Consider the following 22235-nt stretch of genomic DNA (forward strand, 5'->3'; position numbering starts at 1 on the left):
ACTCCTTTTATAAAAAATTTATATATTTTTTATTTTACATATTGATTATTTTACTATATTTACTAATAACATTTCTATAGATATATTTTAGGTATAGTATTTGCATAAAATAAAAATACCTTATTATGTTATTATTATAATTTTAACATAATAAGATACTTTTACTATTTAAAATAAATTAATATTATTTACTCTATTAATTCTAATAAACTTAATATTTCCTTGGCAATTTCTCTTTCAGCACCTTTGTATGGGTATGAATGTATATGAATTGCAGGATTAAAATTTAATTCTATTATTGAATAATTTGAATTTTCATCATTGTAATCTTCAATCATCATATCAACTCCACAAATATTAGCTCCTACTGCTTTAGCTGATTCAACAGCTATGTCTTTAAATCTTTGTGGAATTAAATCCGTATAATCTATACTATCTCCGCCAGTACTAATATTTGAATTTTCTCTAAGATATACTATTTCATATTGCTTAGGAATATAATCAAAGTCTTTATTTTCTTGCTTTAAGAATAACTTAGCATTATTATCTAAATTTATTTTTTCTAATGGGGTTTTGTATCCTTTTCCTCTAAGAGAGCTAGTGTTTTTTATTTCTACTAGTTCTTTAATTGTACTATTTCCATCACCTATAACATTAGCTGGAACTCTATGAAGAATTCCTGGCACCTTATCTCCTACAACTAAAAATCTATATTCTTTTCCTTTAATAAACTCTTCGACTAAAACTGTGTTGTCATTTGCAAAAGCTATTTCAAAAGCCTCTTTAATATCTTCTTCCTTTGCTCCCTCTTTAAATATAGATATACCAATTCCAAAATTAGTTGATTTTGGCTTTACTACTATAGGTGTATCAATAAATTTATGGATGTTTTCTAAAGCATCTTCTAAAGAAAAGAACTCAAATCCATTAGGAACATTTATTTTATTTTTATTTAAAATTTCTTTTGTGACAACTTTATTCTCCATCATTAAAACAGATATATAACTATCTTTAGATGTTTTAGTAGCCTGCTTTACATACTCTATATGATTATTCTTCTTAAGAGAAATAAAATTCTCACTTCTATCTATTATATCTACCTTAACTCCTCTTTTTATAGCTTCCTTCATTAATATTTGTGTTGAAAGCTCTAAATCTTCGAAACCTTCTAATTTAAATCTATTTTTATAAGCATCTTCACGATACTTTTTAGCTAGCTTAATGTGACTTTCAATAAATTCTTCTTCTTTCACCATTTCTGATATTCTATTTGCGTAAGTTAATTTAGGATTTAATATTTTTTCTATCATATTATTTATTATTTCTTCTTTTCCTAAACACAGATCATCATTCATGTTCTTAATTTCATTTAATATTTTCATAGCCCAATCATTTTTAGATATAGTTTTTCCGTCTTTATATAAAGTTACATCCATTTGACCATACATAGAAATTATATTTTGATTATTTTGAGCTTCTTCTTGCCAGTTCTTATAATCGCTTTCTTCTTTAGCAAGTAAGTATATAGTAAATATATTTATAAAGTTTAAATCATCTAATGATATTCCAGCTTTACTAAATGGATTTATATCAATACTTCTTATTTCAAGATAATTTATTCCATCCTCTAATAAAGATTCTAAAAATCTATTATTATCTATTGCTTTTAATCTTATTTGTGTATATAGTTCCTTATGACTATCTATTAGCCTATCATCTATAAATCTATACACACTTGAAACATAATCCTTAACCGAATTGTAATCTGGATATAAATCTATTGGATTCTTATACCCACATTCGCTATTCCTATAAGATATAGCTCCATCATTAGTAAAGCTATCATTTGATATTTTATCTAAATTTACTACACACTTTTCACCAAATGTCTCATGCATTATAGTTGTGCCACCTAAAAGGTATATAAGTAACCATCTATATCTTAAGTAATTTCTAACTACTTTTAAATATATTCCATCTCTAAACTCTCTATATTCCTTACCATTTCCAATTAATTTGTACAAGTCCATTATTAGTTCTTCATTAAATGAAAAGTTATAATGTATTCCTGATATTAGTTGCTTTTTACCACCATACTTTTTCAATAGCTTTTTTCTATAATCACTTGCTCCTGCACCACTATCACATTTTCCGTAATCTGCAATAGGAATTAAATCATCTTCTGGTATGCTACAAGGCATTGATTGTGGCCAAAGATATTCATCTTTAAGCTCTAATGCTGTTATATCATAAAGAGAATTCAAAAAACTATAAACTTCCTCTAATGTATTTAATGTTGGTGTTATAAGTTCTATTTGACTTTCTGAAAAGTCAGTTGTTATATATGGATGACTAATTTTACATTCAAATACTTCAGGATGTTTTGTTAAAGCTAGTTCTCCATTTTCTATTACTCTTAAGGTCTCCCTCTCAACTCCGAAGTTCCCTCTCAATAATCTCTTTTTATATTCAAGTGATTTAATCACATCTAACATCTTTATACTCCTTCCATATTTTCAATTTATAAATCAAATATGCTGTAGTTCCCTTCAAAATACTTGAAATTGATATGCTCCACCATATTCCATCTTCATTTAAATAATTTATAAGCACTAATGCTATTGGAATTCTAAGTATAGTAAAAATAATACTTATAAGTGCAGGTATCTTAGGATATCCCATTCCTGTAAACACTCCGTTAGATACCATTTCCATAGTGGCAAAAATTTGAGAAAATCCTATTATTCTTAAATAATTACTTGCAATAAATATAGTATTATATTCTCTAATAAACATTTTAACTAATATTTCAGGCATAAATATAAATATAATACTTATAATTGAAGCATAAACCATACCTATTCCAACAGCTGTATTATAACCCTTATTTATTCTATCATATCTTTTAGCTCCATAATTCTGTCCAACAAAGCCAGCAATAGCACCATTTAATCCACCTACCACCATATAAACTACAGATTCTATCTGCAAACCTATTTTTTGTGCTGCTATAGCATCTGATCCAAATCCACCTATTATTCTAGCTAATATTATATTAACTAAAGTAAACAAAACTCTTTGAAAGGTCATAGGAAGACCTAGTATTGTAATTTCCTTAATCTTAATATAATCTATACCACTTTTAAAGTTAAAATTAAATATAGACTTTGCTTTTATAATAAATAGTAAAAACATTATTGTGTTTGCTAATAATGTTGCAAGTGCTGCCCCTGTAACTCCAAGTTTTAAAGTATATATAAATATAGGATCTAAAATTATATTTATTATTATTCCAATAGCACTTATCTTAAGAGCACTTTTATTATTACCAAAGCTATTAAAAATTCTAATAAATAATGTATTAAAAAATGAAAAGAAAAGCATTGGTGCGCTTATAGCTAAATATATATAAGATTCTTTTTCAACTATAGCATTATCTAAGTTTAAGAACTGTATAAAGTTCTTACCAAAAAATATTAATACTAAACAGTATACTCCACCTATAATTGCATTTAATATAACTCCTGATGCTATATATTCTTCTACAGCTTTATCATCTTTTCTTCCTATAGAGTGGGCAACCTTTATTCCTGTTCCTATAACTACTAAGGAACCAATTGAATAACCTAATCCTATAAAAAAGCTAGAAGATCCTATGCTTGCTACAGCATTACTTCCTAATCCTCCAACCCATAACATATCTACTAAGTTATAAGTAAATTGTAAAAAAGAACTTCCCATTATTGGTAATGCTAGAGTTATTAACACCTTTAGTACATTACCTTGAGTTAAATCTACCTTCTTCATTTATACTCCCCTATTTGAAAGTCATTATTTTTATCTATACATTTTGAACTACATATACATTTTTTCTCATTAGTTAAAATACTATTTAAAAACCTCATTAGTTCATCAGCTAAATCAATATCTAAACTATAATAGATCCAAGTACCTTCTTTTCTACACTTTACTAACCCACAATCCATTAAGACCTTCATATGGTGAGAAAGTGTTGGCTGAGTAAAATGAAAACTTTCTAATATTAAACAAGCACATTTTTCCCCTGTAGCTAACATATCAACTATTTTTACTCTATTTATTTCCCCTAATGCTTTAAATATTTTTATATTCTTCTCATAGTTCTTAATCATAACACCCTCCTTATATAGATAATTGTCTATATATGAAACATAAATTATATAGATAGTTATCTATTTATAACACATTTTAATATAGATTATTATCTATATTTAGTCAATATATAATTTGTAATAAATGAAAAAATACCTATTTAATATTAAATAAACTTCATACACTTCTTTCATAACATAGTAATATATTATTAAAAAATAAGCAGATTTGATAATTCAAATCTGCTTATTTTTTTACTTTAAACTTTTTAGTTTATCTATCTCTTCTTTTTGCTTTTTTATTATTTTTAAAAATTCTTCTTCTTTATTAAACCATTCTTTACTAAGATCATTAATTAAAGATGCCATTTCATCAGCACTTCCTGCAATTCTATTAAATAAAAGAAGATTCGATTTTAATATTTCTGGTATCTCCACATGAGAATATCTAAGTCTATGATCTATTTCCCCGTATCCCTCTTCAAATATTGTTCTAACTTGAATTTCAGCTATAACTTTTTCGTTAGTTGGATAAAACTCAACTAAATAATGAACTGATCTATATCCTGATATTCTTGATCTAACCTCAATATTAAGTTCTTCAAACTTCTTAGTATTATCTCCTTCTCTAACATTTGCAGTAACCTCAATAACCTTCCAAGTCTTAGTTATAAATTCATGAATATCCTGCCACTGATCTTTAAATATATGTATAACTCTAATCCCAATTAAATCATTTATTTGATTTTTATAATTCTCTAAAGCAAATTGGAAGTCTTCACCATATTTTAATTTTCTATCTTCAGTTTTTCTTATAATTTTTTCTATTAATCTATCTGGTTCCTTTATTCTTGATTTTACTGAATGAATCATTGGCTGAGAACGTAAAATATTAGATATAAAATCTGCTTGATTCTCATAAGACATCTCATAATCTACAAAGTCATTATAAATATCTTTTAAAACTTCAACATCTATATTATTATCTTTAATTTTTTCCTCTACATGTGGATATTTCAATATAAATTCATCTATTCTAAAACTCTTCTTCATTTACTTATTCTCCTTTGGCTATAGGATTATTATAATATGTTTTAATTTTTATCTTCCTTTTCTACTATTGCTATTGCTACTTCTTGACTTTGATCCTTTTCCTTTAAAATCTCCATACTTAGCTTTTGAGTTTGGTTTTGAAGATGAACTTGATTTTGAATTCGATTTTGTATTTTGTTTTGAATTTGAATTTCTTGATTTTGAATTTCCTCTAGATATTGCTTCTTCTTTTTTCATTTTAGCCATATATCTATCAGCTTTTGATTTTATTAAGCACTTAGGACCATTTCCTATTAAGTCTTCTCTACCTGCTTTTACTAAAGCATCATAAACTAAGTTATAGTTCTTAGGATTTTTAAATTGAAGAAGGGCTCTTTGCATAGCTTTTTCTTCTCTTGTTTTTGGAACATACACGTCTTCACCAGTTATCGGATTTATACCTGTATAGAACATGGCAGTTGATAATGTTCCTGGTGTCGGATAAAAATCTTGAACTTGTTCTGGCTGATATTTTGTATCTCTTAAATATTCAGCTAATTCTATAGCTTCATTTAATCCACTACCTGGATGGCTTGACATTAGGTAAGGAATTAAATATTGCTCTTTACCTAACTGTTTGTTAATCTTAAAGAACTTTTCTCTAAACCTATCATAAGTATCACCTGAAGGCTTACCCATATATTTTAAAGCGTTATCTGCAACATGCTCTGGTGCAACTTTTAACTGTCCACTAACATGATGTTCAACAAGCTCTCTAAAGAATGTATCATTTTTATCTGCCATTATGTAATCATATCTTAATCCTGAACGAACAAAGGCCTTCTTTACTTTAGGAAGTTTTCTTATTTTTCTTAGTAGTCCTAAGAATTCACTATGATCAACTATTAAGTTCTTACATGGCTTTGGAGTTAAACATTGTTTACTCTTACATGCACCTATAGTAAGCTGAGTTTTACAAGCTGGCTTTCTAAAATTTGCAGTTGGGCCTCCAACATCATGTATATATCCCTTAAAATCCTTAAGATTAGTTATTTCAACAGCCTCATCTAATATAGATGATTCACTTCTACTTTGAACAGCTCTTCCCTGATGGAAAGTAATCGCACAAAATGAACAGTTACCAAAGCATCCTCTTGAGCTTACTATACTAAATTTAACTTCTTCTAAAGCTGCAATTCCACCAAATTCATCATATATAGGATGGCATTCTTTAGTATATGGAAGAGCATAAACCTTGTCTAACTCTTCTCTTGTAAGAGGCATTTCTGGAGTATTACAAACTACATATCTATCCCCATGCTTTTGTACAAGAACTTTTCCTCTTACAGGATCCTGTTCTTCATATTGTATTTTAAAAGCTTCCGCATATTTCATTTTATCTTTTGTAACTTCATCTCTTGAAGGTAATAATTTATAATCACCATAAATTTCATCTAGTGAATCTATAGTATATGTAGTTCCATTTATATGCCTTATGTATTTTGCCTCAAATCCGTCATTTAAAGCATTTGCAACTTCTACAATTTGCTTTTCACTCATTCCATATATTAAAAGGTCAGCACCACTATCTATAAGCATTGAATTTCTTACATTATTATCCCAATAATCATAGTGAGCTACTCTTCTTAAACTTGCTTCTAATCCACCTATAACAATATCTATATTTTTATAAGCTTCTTTTATTTTATTACAATAAACTATTGTCGCTCTATCTGGTCTTGCTCCCATTTTTCCACCAGGAGTATAAAGATCTTTTTCCCTTCTTCTCTTACTTACAGTATAGTGGTTAACCATAGGATCCATATTTCCACCATTAACTAAGAAAGCAAGCCTTGGTCTTCCAAGCTTCATAAAATCGTCTGTACTATGCCAATCTGGCTGTGGGATTATACCAACTTTATATCCTGCATCTTCTAATACTCTTGAAATAATTGCTGTTCCAAAACTATGATGATCTATATAGGCATCCCCTGTAACTATAATGAAATCACATTGTTCCCATCCACGTTCTTGCATATCTTCTTTACTGATTGGTAAAAATCTGTTATTTGACATTTAAACACCCACTTTTTAAAAATTGACAATTGATACTTGAAATCTTCGTATTAATCCCCTACATATCAATATTAACATTACGTCTAATGATTATAACATTTTAAAACAATTAAATCATTTATTTTTTTGCATTTTATCAAATTACATAATATTACTAGAGAATTAACATTTATATTTTTATATATAATTAAATAAACTAAAGAGAAGTGAGTAATTAAAACAATTATCCACTTCTCTTCAAACTTTATTAACATAAATTATCTTTATATCTTATATCTTTATATATTTATCTAATAAATAAAACCTTTTTATTTTCATTTAAATTTTCATACTATAAAATAAAGTCATCATTATTTACTAACTGAAACTTTATCTCCATGGCTATATCTTGAATCATGATTTATAGCTAAAAATAAAATTATTAAAGCTATAGCAGTAAATAATACTAATGATTGTATATATGGCATGAAATTATAACTACCCTTTTGCCAAAAATCTATGAACTCACCACATATATAAGTTGTTGGAAATAAATATGCTACTTTCATTAATGGAGCTGGAAAATCCTTTGCTTGAACTCCAAACATTCCACTTAGTATCATTATTGCAAAATAAAGTATCATAGTTATAGCATAGGTTGGACCAAACTTTTTAAAAAATAAAGATATTCCATGTGCCAATGCAAAAAACACTGTAGCAAGAAAATATAATGAAACTATTAAAATCAATGCTGAACTTAATGATGGAAATTGTATTTTTAATGCTGAAAATGTTGCTATTGTATATATGGCTAATGCTATAGTCATAAAAATTAAATACGCCAATACTTTGGAAGCAACTAAGCTTTTTTCACTATATCCAAACAACCTAAAACGAAGAGGAATACTTTTTTCAAGCTCTTGTGAAAATGTTGCTGAATATCCTATAAATACAGTAGCTAAAGGAATCATTAAACTATTACTTATAAAAATATTAGTCATTATAATTTCTCTAAATTCTTCTGGAGCTTTTCCACCAATTATATTTCCTAAAAAAATAGACATAAATATTGGAAAGATAACTCCAAATATTACTGCAAATATATTTCCTACTAAATTTCTAAATTCATATTTAACTAAATTATATCTAACTAATTTTGCTTTCAAGTTTTTCATCCTCCTCACTATAAACCTCATTTTTATTCTTTGCATTAATACTCATTATTTCTATATCTGAATTACTTCTTTTAAAGCTTATATCTTTTTCAATTAAAAGCTTTGATACTTCTAATTCTTCTTCTACACTTAAACAAGAAATTGCTATTAAATGCTTTGGTGATTTTATTTTTCTAAAATCTTTTGTAATCTCAATATTTTCTCTTGTATTAGCCAAAATTATTATTGATTTACCACAATACTTTTTAAACAATTCTTCTTTACTTCCGAAATCAATAACTCGTCCTTTTTCTAATATTAATATTTTATTAGTTAATTGTTCTAGTTCCTCATAATAATGAGATACTACACAAATTGTTGTTTTTTTATTTCTATACCATTCTTCAATTTTATTCATTAATTGCTGTCTTGTCTCAAAATCAAGGCCTGATGTAACTTCATCAAAGAAAACTAAAGGTGAATCTTGAATTAAAACTAATATTATAGTAAGCCTTTGCTTTTGTCCTCCAGAAAGTACGCTATACTTTTTATTTAAGCACTCATTAAAATTGAAGAAGTCAATTAAGTCCTGCAACTTTTTATTATTCTTAATTTTTGTATCTAAAATAGCTTCAATAATATGCTTAACTGGCATTGTATCTACATAATTATTACTTTGCATATGTGCAGACATTTCTTCTGGTTTTATACTTGTATGAATAGTTCCGTTATAGTTTATAAGCCCTAATATAGATTTTACTAAAGTAGTTTTTCCAGCTCCATTTGAACCTATTATTCCTATTCTATCTCCTTCTTCAAATTTTATAGGAGATTTTATTAACAAAGCTACCTCTTTTCCATATTTAACTTCTAAATTATTTATAGTAAGCATTATCGCTCCCCCTTTTTCCTGACTTCTATACTATAAGTATATTATCTTGGTATGAATTTCCTGTGAATTTAATATGCAAATGTTTTGTAGCTTTAATTCATATTTAAATGAAAAGGAGAGAAATCTTATATTCCTTGCTCCGTCGCAAGCTCCAAGTCGCCGTCGTATAAGATTTGTCTCCTCCAAAGCTGAAGGAAGGAATTTATAAAAAATTATTCAAAGGGTAATTTTTTTATAAATTCCTAGAAAATAAAACTTACTATTGCCTCTACTCCATTACTTATATTATTAATTTCTATCTTATATCCTAATAAGTTTGAGTAATAATATGCTATATAAAGCCCTAAGCCACTTCCCCTACTTTCTGAATTACTTGATACAAAAGCATCAAATATATTAGGTAAAAGTTCTTCGTCTATATGAGATCCATAATTTATAATTTTAATATTATTTTCATTTAATATTATTTCTATAGCATTTTTTTCATTTGTATAATTTATAGCATTGGTAATTAAATTGTCTATAATCTTATAAATTAAATGATAATCTGTCTCTAAAGTAATGTTTTTAATATCCTTTTCTATACTTATAAATTTTGATTTCATTTGAATTTCATTCTGACTTAAAATCTCATCTACTAATTCTTTAATATTTATCATTTTCTTATTCATCTCTTTATTATTAAGATTCAATATCTCATCTATAATTTTTCTAATTGATTGAAGCTGAACCTTAACCTTTGGTAAGTGCTCTTTTGTATTTTTATATTTACCAACTTCATCTATCATACTTTCTACTAGTAATAATGCTGCTGCAACCGGTGTCTTTAGTTGATGTGATGAAGCTCTTAAAAATACATCCTGTCTTTTATTTTCATCAATTAATAATTTATTTTTTTCCTCTAAACTTTTAAAGCTTTCATTTAACTTACTATATAATTCATTTAACGTATTTCCTAAAATAGCTATCTCATCTTCACCCTTAATATCTATAGGATAAACATTCTCTATATTATTGTTCTTAATAAATTCAGCATGATTTGCTAGCTTCTTAATAGGTATTATAATCTTTCTGGAGAAATAATAAGTCGATACTAATATTATTAATAATGATACAGATATAATCATTGGTAAACTTTGAAATACTATAGCTCTAACTTCCTCTATCTTAGGTGTCATCACAGATAATATTGAAAGTACAATATCTCCACTGTTAAGACTTATAGCAGAATATGTTGTATAATAATTTATTCCGTCAAAGCTATTGAATTCATATATAATAGTATCTTCTGAAACAACATTCATTTTATATGATCCATCTTTAAATATATTGTTATTATTACTTTTAGTAAATTCAACTTCTATAGGAAACTCTTCATTAAAAACTTTTTTATTAAAACTTTCCTTTATGACATCAAAAAATTTAAAATCATAACTTTCAAGTTCTTTAGCTTCATCAATATTATTTGAATAGTATCTGACTTTATCTATTAGTTTAACTAACTCATCATCTTTAATAGTAAGCTTTGCTGTACCAAAACCATTAGATGCATATATATAATTTCCATCTTTAGGAATGTTAATACTCATTGTTCCAGATGGATTAGGAGAATACACATTATTATAATCTTTATCTTTAATGTAGCTTTCCTGAATTTTTTGCATAGATTTAAAATTGCTCTTTTTTATATAATCCACATATAATGAAGGCAACATAAGTACAAAATAAACTATTATTAATGTTATAATTATTCCCGAAAGTATAGCACTATAAGTAAATGTTTTTTTAGATAAATTCATCAAATACCTCCTTGTTAAACTGATACCCAATACCTATTACTGTTTTAATATAATTGTGTGGTAATTTTTTTCTTAAGTTCTTAACATGGGCATCTATTATTCTATCATTTGAAATATAATCCTCATTGAATATTTTCATTATTAATTGTTCTCTATTAAAGACTCTATTAGGCTCTTTCATTAAAGCTTGTAGCAACAAAAACTCACTTAATGTTAAATTTAAACTTTCATTATTATAGTAAGCTTGATAAGTATCCTCATCTATATAAAATCCATTTTTTTCTGTATCAGTAGTATTTTCTGTAAAACTTCTTCTTAAAACTGCTTCAATTCTCTTTAATAATAATAATGGAGAAAATGGTTTAATTACATAATCATCAGTCTTAAGATTAAAGGCTTTAAGTTGAGTTTGTTCATCTCCAAGTGCAGTTAGCATAATTGTTGCCATATTTTTTTTGCTTTTATTTATATATTCAAGCACTTCTAAACCAGTAACTTTAGGAACCATTATATCTAATATCGCTAAATTAAAATCTTCCTTCTTTAAAATTTCTAATGCTTCTTCTCCATTACATACACAGGTAACTTCATATCCTTGCATCTTCATATATTCAGTTGTAACTTCTAATATATTAGGTTCATCTTCTAAAAATAATATTCTAATCATATTTACCTCCAGTGTATCTAAACAAAATTATATACAATCATTATACAGTAAATGGAATAATTCTCATATAAAAATAACCTTTATATAGTTTATTATTGAAATTTTTTAACTTATAAGTTCTATTTTATTAGTTCATTTCTTCTTAATTTAATTAACTAATAATTTTTGTTAATCTCCTAATACTATAAAGGTAATATTAAATAATATATATGATTTCAATTTTCCTATTTTACTTAAATAAGTATATCAACTATTTAATATACTACTATTTTTAATTATATAAATTATTAATTGAAACATATATATTTTAGGAGGCAAAAATATGAAAAACCATAATAAAAAAGTTCATTCTAAAGAAAATTACTTGAAAAACGGTACTAAAACTCAAAATCAATTTGCTAATAATCATTATAATTTTACTGTTGAAGAACCAGCTCTTAATGAAAGTGGTGTTGACGCTAAGAAAAAAGGATTTTAATATAAAATCCCTAGATTAATACCTATTTATATTATGTTAAGTAAATTAAAATAAGTATTAACTCTAATTTGAGCTAATACTTATTTTAATGCTTGAATATTAAATTATCTTCTACTTCTATGATGCCTACTACTTGAAGAATGTCTTTTACTATTATTTGCATTAGAATTAACATTATTATTAGTACCGCCACCATTCATAGCATTAAAAAGCATAGCTAATGGATCCATTTGTGAATTCCCACTATTCCCCATATTATTAGCTCCGTTTCCACTATTACCCATATTGTTAGCACTATTATTTGAAGTGGAACTATTAGGACTACCTCCACCCATTAGCATACTCATTAATTGGTTCATATCTACGCTACCATTGCCTGAATTTCTTTGCTGAGCACCTGCTCCTGCTGAATTCATTCCACCCATTCCATTCATAAGCGCTGCTAAAGGATTATTATTATTTATATTATTTGGGTTATTGCTATTATTTCTGTTATTAATATTCCCTCTATTTTGATTTGGCATATTCATACCATTTCCACCCATTAACATTCCTAACAATTGATTCATCCCATTACCTTGTCCATTCATACCATTGCCTGAACCATTCATTCCTCCCATTCCATTCATTAACATGGATAATGGGTTATTACCTCCATTCATTTGGTTTTGACCTCCCATAGGTCCGCCCATTATAGATCCTAATAGCATATTCATAAGTGGGTTTCCTCCGCCTAAGCCACCTAGTGGATTTCCTCCACCCATATTAGGCATTCCGCCTCCCATAAGCCCTTTAAAAAGCATGTCCATCATTTGCATATGGTTTTCTCCTATTAAATTATTGTTAATATATAAGTATTTATACTAAGCTGATTTTGATACATATAATAAAAATTTTTATACTAATCTCATAAATTAATTATTGTTTGATGTAATAAAAAAATTAAAGGATATATAACTTAATCTCTAAATCATACATCCTTTTAATTTATATCTTCTTTCTATCACTCTTTTTCTTAAGAAGAGCACTTGTATCTAATGTTTCTTTATTTGGAGCTTCTTTCACTACCTTTTTCTTCGATTCTTTACTTTCTTTTTCTTTAATTATTTTGCCTTTATTTTCGTTTTCTTTAGTTAGATTTTGCCCCTCAGCTTCAATACTAGTTTTAATATTAATCTTATTTTTTGCTTTACTATTTTCTGATATACTATTTTTCTTTGTGACTTTCTTTTCTTCCTTTATATTAATTTCATTATTTTTTACAGAGTTATTATTATCTTTAGATATTTTTTCTTTTTTAACTTTATCTTTTCTTTTCTTAAAGAATCTAACTAAGTCTATATTTAACCTTCTGTAAGCTATATCAATCATAAATAGTAAAATGCTCATTATTATTAATGGAGTAGTTAAATTTATTTTTTTATATTCCCTTTGAAGCTTTCCTTCAAAAACTTCTTCTGGCTTATTTATAAAGCTTCCCTTTGTTTCCTTAACTACTACATCTAACTTTTCTCCATTAGTATTAAACTTATACTCATCTGAATATTGAAGTGCAAATGCTCCTTTATAGTTATTTTTTATTTCTTCACTTTCTTCTTCTCTTATATTAAAATTATAGAATCCTAATGAATTTAAAGGTATCCTTGCTTGAAATTTTCCTGGTTCAACTTGACTTAATTCGAATTCCCCTTCTTCTCCATTTTCCCCATTGTATATCCCTTTAACCTTAGCATCCTTAGATATCTTATCATTATAAAACTCTACTTTTGCTTCATTTCCTTCTTGGCTAATATTAAGTTTTCCCTCTTCTCCGTATTTCGGAATAGTGAAGTAAACCATGTTTTTTATAAGTTGTGGTCCATGCTCCCATGTCAAATAATTTTTACTCCACTGCCCACTAACATCTGATGTAAAACTTACTGTTCTTCCTATTCCATATTGCATCGCTGCAAGTATTGGCTCATCATGATTAGAACTTAATATTTCAACTGCATTTTCTTTTATAGAGGTTCCTATATATCCAAGTAAACTTGGAATTCCATCTGATGTTTTTACTCCTGCTAATATTTCATGGTTACTTAATATCTTAGGAGTAAATTCTTCGTTTATTATATATGTCCCTGCTGATAAAAGAACTTCCTTTGCAAATATTCTAGGAATATCAGTATATATATCTGTATAATAACTTCTTCCTTTTCCTATTGAAGCTAATTGATTTAATAAATCTGCATTAGCTCCTTCCCCAACTGCTACTGTTGAAAGAGTAATATTATTATCATTAAAGTTTTTAAGAAGATTAGCATAATTATCAAATCCATATCCATCTTGCCCATCTGTTAATAATATTGTGTGCTTTATCTTTGCACTACTTTGCATTTGCATATTATAACCTTGTTCAAGTGCAGGATAGATTGAAGTTCCTCCTCTTATTTGAATACCTGAAATAAGCTCCTTTATAGCTTCTTTATCTCCAACCTTTTGTAATGGTACAACTTCGTCATAAGTATCATCAAAAGCTATTACTGATATCTCATCCACTTCTCTTAAATTTTCTAATGCCTTCATTGCAGCTTCCTTAGCTAACGTTAATTTACTAACTCCACCACCTTCAGCGCTCATACTACCTGATTTATCTATTATTAAATTGATACTTATTGAAGGAACTTCATTTTTTCCCCTCTTATCCATATAAACAGGCAATACTTTTTCAAGTGAAGTATCTTTATACCCTCCGAGAGCATATGAATCTTCACCACCAAAGGTAATTAATCCTCCGCCATAATCTTTTACGTAAGCTTCTATATTGTCCATAAACCCATTATTTAAATCATCTCTATGAACATCATTTAAAATTACTGATTTATATTCTAATAACTCGTTTAGTGTTCTTGGTGCTGAAGCTGGGACTATTTTCTTAATATTAGCACCTGAATTTGATAATATTTCTTCTAAAGCTTTGGAGTCACCTTTAACTCCATTAATAAGAAGAATATTAGGCTTATCCATTACATTTGTAAAAGTACTAAATTCATTATTAACTTTGTTTGTATCTCCTTCTGCTTCTACTAATACCCTATACCCCTTAAAGCCTCCTGAACTTTGCTTATCTTTAAACACAAAAGAGTTTTTTCCTTTTTGTATTTGTACTTGTTGTTCTCCTACTTTATTTCTACCTGAAAATAATGTGAGCTTAGCCTTTGTTGCATAATTTGATTTTATATCAATAGAAACTGAAAATTCCTCTCCTACTGATATATTGTCTGGCACCTTTACATTATCAACATAAATTTCATCACCTTTTTCTCCAGTGATTTTATAAACTTTAAAATCTATTTTTTGTTCATTAATTAATGGTATAGATTTTAATATATCACCTTGATTTTCTTCACCATCAGTTAATAAGACTATTCTTTTAGATCCACCTCTTTCAAATAAAGCTAAAGCACTTTCTACTGCTTCTTGAATATTTGTTGCTGTCCTTATTGGTTTATCATCTATAGATTTATATTCTTTTTTCTTATTTAGTACTTTATCAACTTTCGAGTTATCACCAAATAAAACTACTCCTGCTTTATTTCCTTTTGGCATTGACTCTATAGCTGTAGATATAAAATCCTTCCCTGATTCTTCAAAGTCACTTGCACTTTCTGACACATCTAGTAAGAATACCGTTGATATATTTCTACCCTTTAAATTTATAGTTATATTCCCAAATGCTAATATTAAAAGTGTAAAAATTACTACTCTACTTATAAATATTGCAATTTCATTTTTACTCCATGGTTTATATTTTTTAAAGCTATAATACATAAAGGCAAAAATAATTGGAATCAATATTAAAAAGCACAAATTTCCTATTTCTATCTTCATCTCTTCTTTGCCTCCTAATTTCCTCTCTTATACATAATCCACTCAAAAGCTACTACTGAAATAGCTAATATTATAAGTAATGGAGAAATATTTAGACCTCTTTTTAAATCAGCTTTTGCATTATTTATATTTTCACTTTCACCAATATTATTTATATTAGTGTTACTTTCCTTTTCTGATGGAAAGTTAACTGAAAATAGTTCCTTTTCCTCTAAAACATTTAGCTTATAAACCCCAAGTTCACTCTCTTCTTTTATCTCATCACCTGATTTTATTTCTAATGTACTTCCACTTGGATATGTTAAAGTAATATTGTTATCTAATGATACTCCTTTAGCTATTATCTTTTCTCCAGCTTTAAAATTACTTTTATATACCATTCCACTTGATATTAAATTTTCTCCAAGCTCATACATCAATATAGGAAATTCCTTTTTAAGTGCAAAATCGCTATTATGAAGATCAAAGGATAATGCAGCTATTTTTCTTCCATCAAACTCTCCTTTAAACCCTATATAACTATCGTCTATATTTAAGAAACCTCTTCCATAGTAAGGAACTTCTATTGCATTATACTTAGCTGCAGTAAATGTTGTATCTTCTAGATACTTTGAAAGTTCTCCTATAACAGCTTTAGCCTCTCCCCCTTCACCACCTGAAACAACATTAAAGAATTCATTAGAAGTTGGATTAATAAACAATATACTTCCTTTAGATGGCATTATATCAGGAGTAACATTATCAAATACATATAAATCATAATTATCTCCACTTGTTAAATTAGATATATTATTTGTCTTGTACACTTCTGTATTTTCAATACTACCAAAGGCTCTTTCTAAAAATACATTTTGTTCTGTAACTATAAGTACCTTATTTACTTTTTTCTTTCCTACAACATGATTATAAGTGTTATCTCCAGAAATCATATCTTTTCTAGATAACTCTCCCTTTAAGACTTCACCCTTTACGTTAGGGAAATCAAAAGTTAATGTTTTATTTTCTCCCTCTTGTAATTGTAAGCTTTCAACAGCAGCAAGATCTTCTCCATCGTAAAGAGAAAAATCACCTTCATAAACTCCTGTTCCTCTATTTGTTATAGTTGCTATTACTCTTACTTTATCCTCTAAGAATTTGTGAGATACATTGTCTACAGAGGCATTTACTCCTGAATTAGCTAATGATACAACCTTACCATTTATATCACCTAATGAAAGTTCTTTATCTGTAAAAGCTATAACTTCATATTCTTCTTCAATACCTTGACCTATAGCTTTTATAAAAGATAAAGTATCATTTATATCTCCAGTGTTATAACTTTGAGGTATTGAATCAATTATTTCATTAGAAACTTCTTTATTAAAGTCTCCATTTTGAAGTAGGTTACTACTTCCATCAAAGCTTATTATAAAAGTATTAGTATCATCTTTGGTTGACTGTAAAAACTCTTTAGCCAAAGCCTTACTCTCATCTAACCTAGTATCATTGCCATATTCAGCACTCATACTTGCAGTATTATCTAATACTAAAATAATATTTTTATAACTCTTACCTCCAAAGTTTAAAAAAGGTCTCATTAAACTAAAAATAAGTAAAAGCAATATTATTATTTGTAAAAGTAACATAATATTTTTTCTTAGCTTTTCCCATGGAGTGTTTGCTCTAGTATTTTTATAAACTTCATTCCACAAAAGTGTTGAAGATATAACCTCTTCTTTATACTTTCTTTTTAATATATAAAGTATTATTAAAAGAGGAATTGTTATTAATAAGAATAAGGGCCATAAATTTGTGAATCCCATAACATCGTCCCCCTAATACAATACTCTTTTCTTACTAAACTCACCTAATATTATCTCCTCTATTTCCATAGATGAATTTACACTTATGAATTTACCACCATATTTTTTTGTAATATCCTCAATAGATTTTTTATAAGCTTTCAAAGTGTTTTTATATTCTTTCACTAAACTTGGAGTTAAGCTCATTTTCACATTTTCTCCTGTTTCTGAATCTATAAAGGTAATTTCATTATTAAACTCTGGATTAATTTCTTCATTTGATAGTATTTGAACTAATATTATATCTTGCTTTTTAAATGCTAAATACTTAAGAGCCTCTTCTAAATCCTTTAATCCTTCATTATTTAAAAAGTCAGATACAACTACCGATACACCTCTTGGAGTTAATGGCCTTTTCTTTATACTACTTGTAAGATCTGTTTTACCATCAAATTCAATATTTTCTAGATCTCTTAATATTCTTTGAAAGGCTTTGTTTCCAGCTGCTGATTTTATACTTTGTATATCACCACTATCCATAGTGCTTATATTTACTCTATCTAGATTATTTAAGGCAATATAACTTAAAGCAGCAACTACTTTCAATGCAATATCTTTTTTGTTTTCATTTCCATAATCCATTGATTTACTTTTATCAACAAAGAAATTAAAAACTCCTTCTCTTTCTTCCATGAAAACTTTTATAAAAAACTTATCAAATCTACCATATGCATTCCAATCTATTCGTCTAAAATCATCACCTGGAGCATATTCCCTATAATCAGAAAACTCTACAGAAACTCCTTTTGCCTTTGACTTTCTTCCCCCTTGTGTACCTGAGGAAAGTTTAAAATTTATATGCATATTTATTTTATTTAGCTTTTTAAAAAAGTCTTCATTAAATACCCTTTCGCTCATTCTCTACACAACCTTTAAATCTTCTAGTATCTTATCTATAATACTTTCTTCTGTTAAACCTTCAGTTATCGCATCAAAATTTAGTATTATTCTATGTCTTAAAACAGGATAAGCTAATGCTTTTATATCCTCAAAGGATACATTTAATCTACCTTCCATAACAGCTCTTACTTTTGCACCACTTATAATCCCCTGTGCAGCTCTTGGACTAGCTCCCGCTTCTACATATCTTTTAACGAACTCTGATCCTTCTGGAATTTCAGGATGAGTTGCTAATATAAGCTTTAATGCAAATTCTTTAACTGCTTCTGCAAGTTTTATTTCTCTAATTGTTTCTCTTATCTTTAATATTTCATCACCTTCAAGAACAGCATCAAATTCAACTTTGTTATTAGTTAATGTTAAATCCATAATTTCCTTAAGCTCTTGAAGATTTGGAAAATCTACATTAAGCTTAAATAAAAATCTATCTAATTGTGCTTCTGGAAGCGGATATGTTCCTTCTTGTTCTATTGGGTTTTGAGTAGCAAGTACCATAAATGGTTTTGCCATTTCATAAGTTGTCTTACCCACTGTTACTGTTTTTTCTCCCATGGCTTCAAGTAATGCAGATTGAGTTTTGGGAGTTGCTCTATTTATTTCATCAGCTAGTAAAAGGTTAGTAAATACCGGTCCTTTTTCGAACTTAAATAAAGTTTTATCATTTTCTTTAACTACTATGTTTGTTCCAACTACATCTGCTGGCATTAAATCTGGTGTAAACTGTATTCTAGAAAAACTCAAGTTCAGTACCTTTCCAATTGTTTTTACTAATTGAGTTTTTCCCATTCCCGGCATACCTTCTAAAAGCACGTTACCATCTGCAAAAATAGCAATTAAAACACTTCTTATTATTTCTTTTTGTCCAATTATTCCTTTAGAAATTTCTTCTTCACATCTTCTTATTTTTTCTGAAACTTCTATTATTTCTTTTTCACTTATTTCCATCTTTCTCACCTCTTAGTTTAATCCTTCAAAATAATCTTTTATAAGATCCTTTAAGCTCTCTGGAAGATTACTATTATTAGCCCCATCTAATGCACTGTTAGTATAATCTCCTATTACCTTATCGTAATTAATTTTATTTCCATCTAAATTTAATCCATTTTGAGTATCTATTGTTTGAGAGTTTCCGTCTTGATTTTTATTTCCAGTTAAATTCTCATCATTTCCAACTTCTCTTCCTGGAATATATATTTGCTCTCCTTTTTTATTGTCTAAATCATTTTCGGTACCTTCATTACTTCCAGTATTCCATCCGCCACCTTGACCATTTCCATTTCCATTCCCGTTTCCACTTCCGTTTCCGCTTCCATCTCCATTTCCTTCTCCTTGCCCTTGGCCTTCACCTTGACCTTCTCCCTGACCTTGACCCTCACCCTTTTTATCTCCTGACTTATTTCCACTACTATTATTTTGTGAATTTTGAATAGCATCCTTTAGGCTTTCTGCATCAAGTTTTCCATCTAAAACTGAATTTGAAGCTTCACTTAAGGCTTCTGCAAGGTTTTCATCATCTACACTATTAGCTGCATTTGCAAGAGCTTTTGATAAATTATTTAATTCACTACTGCTCATATTTCCCAGGGATTTTTTTAGCTTTCCTAAAGCCTCCTCTAGAGCTTCCTTATCCTTAGACAATACTGCATCTGAAAGCTCTTTTCCCTCTTTCTTTTTCATAAGCTCATTGACTAATTTATTTAAGTCCTTCTTTGCGCCTTCTTCTTTATCTTTATTAAACTTATCTAATAAATTCTTCTGGGTCTTTTCTATGGCAGCTTTACTTTTATCACTCTTAGCTTCATTCTTTTTATCCTCTAACTTTTTTTCCATTCTTTCTAGAGTTTTATTTATATCAAGCTTTTTCTCACTTTCTTTTAATTCCTTTTTTGCATCTTCTAATATCTTTTTTATAGATTCTTTTTCTTCTTCAGTTAACTCTTCTGATTTCTCAACTAACTTCTTTTCTTCTTCAACTTTTTTAATAAATTCTTGTTGATATTTATTAAATTCTCTAATTGAATTCGCTGCCCTTTTTGCCGTAGTGTCTATATAAGATGTTATTAAACACGTTAGAACCAGCCCTAAAACTAAAAGTACTTGCTTCCTATCTACTTTTATCTTTAAATTATCTTTTATATTAAAATTTTTGATAAAGGAAACAGTATCCTTCTTTTGAGCAATTGAAATATTATCTTCTTCATTTATTAATTCTAAAGAAGTAGTAACTCTTTCTTTTAATCCTTTTGAATCAACTATTAAAGCAACCCTCTTTTTATCAGGTGATTTTATAAATCCATATATTATTAGTGAAATTAAACCTACAACTAAAACACTAAGTGAAACTTCTTCAACATATGGAAATGTTATAAATAAAGATATTAATAGTAAACATAAGATTAAGCATAGTAGGTATTTTAAACCTACTATGCTCAAATTTATTATAAAGTCAGCTCTAATTCTTTTTGACGCCTTTTTTATAAAGGTTAATATTTCATTATTTAAAGAATTCATAGCTCTACTCCTTTACTTTATTCTTTGTCTTAATCTTTACCTTTTTATTTCTCTTTCTATTTAGTGGATTTAATCTTACTGATGCTAAATATAGCAATATAATACTAAGCACTCCTTGAATGCCTATTGATATATATTCAGCATACTTTGAAATTCCTAGTTCTGGAATCATATAAAAGAATCTTCCCCCAAACCCTACTTGATTTGATAACATATTTATAAAACCAATAGCTGGACTTAAATATGCTATAGGTGATATTGTGGGTCTTGTAGACATTGGGCCTCCATTTAATCTCATCATAGTAATCATCCAAATTATATATGCTATTACTACAGTACCAACAAATAAGAATAATACTATTGCATAAGTTAAAGCCGTTGCAACTTTTGATGTCTTAACATATGTTGAAACAAATACTCCTATTGCTCCAACAAATATTGTGTTAATTATAAATGACAATATAAGCACTAATATATTACTTATTCTTACTCCACCAATTAAAGCACAAACTGCATATAATGGTATTGTACATACTATTAACATTATTACCTTAAGGGATGATGCTAATAACTTACCAATTATTATTTGAAATGGACTTAATCTAGTGGAAAGTAATATATCTAAAGTTTGCTTTTCTTTTTCTGAACATATTGAAGTTGATGTTAATGATGGCACTATAAACATTAAAAGTACAGCTTGAGCTACTGCCATACCTATATAAAGCATTACAGAACCTTGCATATTCAATCCACTTGCATAAATCTCATTACTATAGGAATTGTAAAACAATAGTGTTCCTACTGATAATATAGCTATATAAATAAACAACATAATTGTAAATCTAGGTGTTCTTACAGTTAATTTACTTTCATTTCTTAAAACTGGATTTACTCTCATTTTATCTC

The 22235-nt window shown here is 27.7% G+C and carries 17 protein-coding genes; 1 reads left to right on the top strand and 16 read right to left on the bottom strand.

What is annotated here, in order from left to right; translation table 11 throughout:
* Nucleotides 1-188: 188 nt before the first annotated feature.
* The 9 genes from gshAB to ACZJV1_RS15360 form a co-directional block, all read right to left on the bottom strand.
* Nucleotides 189-2495: a bifunctional glutamate--cysteine ligase GshA/glutathione synthetase GshB gene (gene gshAB, locus ACZJV1_RS15320; protein ID WP_463650695.1), complete on the bottom strand. Its 2307-nt coding sequence runs from the start codon at nt 2493-2495 to the stop codon at nt 189-191.
* Nucleotides 2479-3807 carry an MATE family efflux transporter gene (locus ACZJV1_RS15325; RefSeq protein ID WP_463650696.1) on the bottom strand — a complete coding sequence of 443 codons (1329 nt, stop codon included), beginning with the start codon at nt 3805-3807 and terminating at the stop codon, nt 2479-2481. Before ACZJV1_RS15325 ends, gshAB begins: the two co-directional genes overlap by 17 nt.
* A complete protein-coding gene (locus tag ACZJV1_RS15330) occupies nt 3804-4151 on the bottom strand; it encodes an ArsR/SmtB family transcription factor (protein ID WP_460286738.1) in 348 nt (115 codons plus the stop codon). Before ACZJV1_RS15330 ends, ACZJV1_RS15325 begins: the two co-directional genes overlap by 4 nt.
* Nucleotides 4152-4385: 234 nt before the next feature.
* A complete protein-coding gene (locus ACZJV1_RS15335) occupies nt 4386-5183 on the bottom strand; it encodes a RelA/SpoT domain-containing protein (RefSeq protein ID WP_460286737.1) in 798 nt (265 codons plus the stop codon).
* 48 nt (nt 5184-5231) lie between these two features.
* The gene (locus tag ACZJV1_RS15340) at nt 5232-7238 is read right to left on the bottom strand and encodes a YgiQ family radical SAM protein (protein ID WP_463650697.1); all 2007 of its coding nucleotides are present in this window, start codon (nt 7236-7238) and stop codon (nt 5232-5234) included.
* A gap of 350 nt (nt 7239-7588) precedes the next feature.
* On the bottom strand, nt 7589-8392 hold the full coding sequence (locus ACZJV1_RS15345) for an ABC transporter permease (RefSeq protein ID WP_463650698.1): 804 nt from the start codon (nt 8390-8392) through the stop codon (nt 7589-7591).
* Nucleotides 8364-9263: an ATP-binding cassette domain-containing protein gene (locus tag ACZJV1_RS15350; RefSeq protein WP_411168749.1), complete on the bottom strand. Its 900-nt coding sequence runs from the start codon at nt 9261-9263 to the stop codon at nt 8364-8366. Before ACZJV1_RS15350 ends, ACZJV1_RS15345 begins: the two co-directional genes overlap by 29 nt.
* Before the next feature lie 242 nt (nt 9264-9505).
* Complete coding sequence (locus ACZJV1_RS15355; RefSeq protein ID WP_463650699.1) at nt 9506-11062, bottom strand: HAMP domain-containing sensor histidine kinase; 1557 nt, start codon at nt 11060-11062, stop codon at nt 9506-9508.
* Nucleotides 11049-11729, bottom strand: coding sequence for a response regulator transcription factor (locus ACZJV1_RS15360; RefSeq protein WP_463650700.1), 681 nt, complete (start codon nt 11727-11729; stop codon nt 11049-11051). Before ACZJV1_RS15360 ends, ACZJV1_RS15355 begins: the two co-directional genes overlap by 14 nt.
* 322 nt (nt 11730-12051) lie before the next feature.
* Between ACZJV1_RS15360 and ACZJV1_RS15365 the strand changes: the two genes are divergently transcribed.
* Entirely contained in the window at nt 12052-12207 is a 156-nt protein-coding gene (locus tag ACZJV1_RS15365) for a hypothetical protein (RefSeq protein ID WP_460286732.1), read from the top strand.
* Between the two features lie 104 nt (nt 12208-12311).
* On the opposite strand, the gene ACZJV1_RS15370 is transcribed toward ACZJV1_RS15365, so the two are convergent.
* From ACZJV1_RS15370 to ACZJV1_RS15400, 7 genes are all read right to left on the bottom strand, one after another.
* Nucleotides 12312-13025 carry a hypothetical protein gene (locus ACZJV1_RS15370; RefSeq protein ID WP_463650701.1) on the bottom strand — a complete coding sequence of 238 codons (714 nt, stop codon included), beginning with the start codon at nt 13023-13025 and terminating at the stop codon, nt 12312-12314.
* Nucleotides 13026-13194: 169 nt separating this feature from the next.
* Nucleotides 13195-16077, bottom strand: coding sequence for a VWA domain-containing protein (locus tag ACZJV1_RS15375; protein ID WP_463650702.1), 2883 nt, complete (start codon nt 16075-16077; stop codon nt 13195-13197).
* A gap of 14 nt (nt 16078-16091) precedes the next feature.
* The gene (locus ACZJV1_RS15380) at nt 16092-17879 is read right to left on the bottom strand and encodes a BatA domain-containing protein (RefSeq protein WP_463650703.1); all 1788 of its coding nucleotides are present in this window, start codon (nt 17877-17879) and stop codon (nt 16092-16094) included.
* Nucleotides 17880-17891: 12 nt separating this feature from the next.
* Nucleotides 17892-18776 (bottom strand): DUF58 domain-containing protein, encoded by an 885-nt coding sequence (locus ACZJV1_RS15385; RefSeq protein ID WP_460286727.1) that lies wholly within the window; start codon nt 18774-18776, stop codon nt 17892-17894.
* Between the two features lie 3 nt (nt 18777-18779).
* Entirely contained in the window at nt 18780-19763 is a 984-nt protein-coding gene (locus ACZJV1_RS15390) for an AAA family ATPase (RefSeq protein ID WP_460286726.1), read from the bottom strand.
* Between the two features lie 12 nt (nt 19764-19775).
* Nucleotides 19776-21329, bottom strand: a complete 1554-nt coding sequence (locus tag ACZJV1_RS15395; protein ID WP_463650704.1) for a pectinesterase — start codon at nt 21327-21329, stop codon at nt 19776-19778.
* 4 nt (nt 21330-21333) lie between these two features.
* Nucleotides 21334-22227: an ABC transporter permease gene (locus tag ACZJV1_RS15400; RefSeq protein WP_460286724.1), complete on the bottom strand. Its 894-nt coding sequence runs from the start codon at nt 22225-22227 to the stop codon at nt 21334-21336.
* Nucleotides 22228-22235 lie beyond the last annotated feature (8 nt).

Source organism: Clostridium sp. LS3 (genome assembly GCF_055330225.1).

Excerpts from the sequence above, each read along its gene's own strand:
- ACZJV1_RS15390 (WP_460286726.1), bottom strand. The coding sequence starts at position 19,763 with ATGGAAATAAGTGAAAAAGAAATAATAGAAGTTTCAGAAAAAATAAGA.
- ACZJV1_RS15325 (WP_463650696.1), bottom strand. The coding sequence starts at position 3,807 with ATGAAGAAGGTAGATTTAACTCAAGGTAATGTACTAAAGGTGTTAATA.
- ACZJV1_RS15375 (WP_463650702.1), bottom strand. The coding sequence starts at position 16,077 with ATGAAGATAGAAATAGGAAATTTGTGCTTTTTAATATTGATTCCAATT.
- ACZJV1_RS15385 (WP_460286727.1), bottom strand. The coding sequence starts at position 18,776 with ATGAGCGAAAGGGTATTTAATGAAGACTTTTTTAAAAAGCTAAATAAA.
- ACZJV1_RS15395 (WP_463650704.1), bottom strand. The coding sequence starts at position 21,329 with ATGAATTCTTTAAATAATGAAATATTAACCTTTATAAAAAAGGCGTCA.
- ACZJV1_RS15370 (WP_463650701.1), bottom strand. The coding sequence starts at position 13,025 with ATGCAAATGATGGACATGCTTTTTAAAGGGCTTATGGGAGGCGGAATG.
- ACZJV1_RS15345 (WP_463650698.1), bottom strand. The coding sequence starts at position 8,392 with ATGAAAAACTTGAAAGCAAAATTAGTTAGATATAATTTAGTTAAATAT.
- ACZJV1_RS15350 (WP_411168749.1), bottom strand. The coding sequence starts at position 9,263 with ATGCTTACTATAAATAATTTAGAAGTTAAATATGGAAAAGAGGTAGCT.
- ACZJV1_RS15360 (WP_463650700.1), bottom strand. The coding sequence starts at position 11,729 with ATGATTAGAATATTATTTTTAGAAGATGAACCTAATATATTAGAAGTT.
- ACZJV1_RS15335 (WP_460286737.1), bottom strand. The coding sequence starts at position 5,183 with ATGAAGAAGAGTTTTAGAATAGATGAATTTATATTGAAATATCCACAT.
- ACZJV1_RS15355 (WP_463650699.1), bottom strand. The coding sequence starts at position 11,062 with ATGAATTTATCTAAAAAAACATTTACTTATAGTGCTATACTTTCGGGA.
- ACZJV1_RS15340 (WP_463650697.1), bottom strand. The coding sequence starts at position 7,238 with ATGTCAAATAACAGATTTTTACCAATCAGTAAAGAAGATATGCAAGAA.
- ACZJV1_RS15330 (WP_460286738.1), bottom strand. The coding sequence starts at position 4,151 with ATGATTAAGAACTATGAGAAGAATATAAAAATATTTAAAGCATTAGGG.
- ACZJV1_RS15365 (WP_460286732.1), top strand. The coding sequence starts at position 12,052 with ATGAAAAACCATAATAAAAAAGTTCATTCTAAAGAAAATTACTTGAAA.
- ACZJV1_RS15380 (WP_463650703.1), bottom strand. The coding sequence starts at position 17,879 with ATGGGATTCACAAATTTATGGCCCTTATTCTTATTAATAACAATTCCT.
- gshAB (WP_463650695.1), bottom strand. The coding sequence starts at position 2,495 with ATGTTAGATGTGATTAAATCACTTGAATATAAAAAGAGATTATTGAGA.
- ACZJV1_RS15400 (WP_460286724.1), bottom strand. The coding sequence starts at position 22,227 with ATGAGAGTAAATCCAGTTTTAAGAAATGAAAGTAAATTAACTGTAAGA.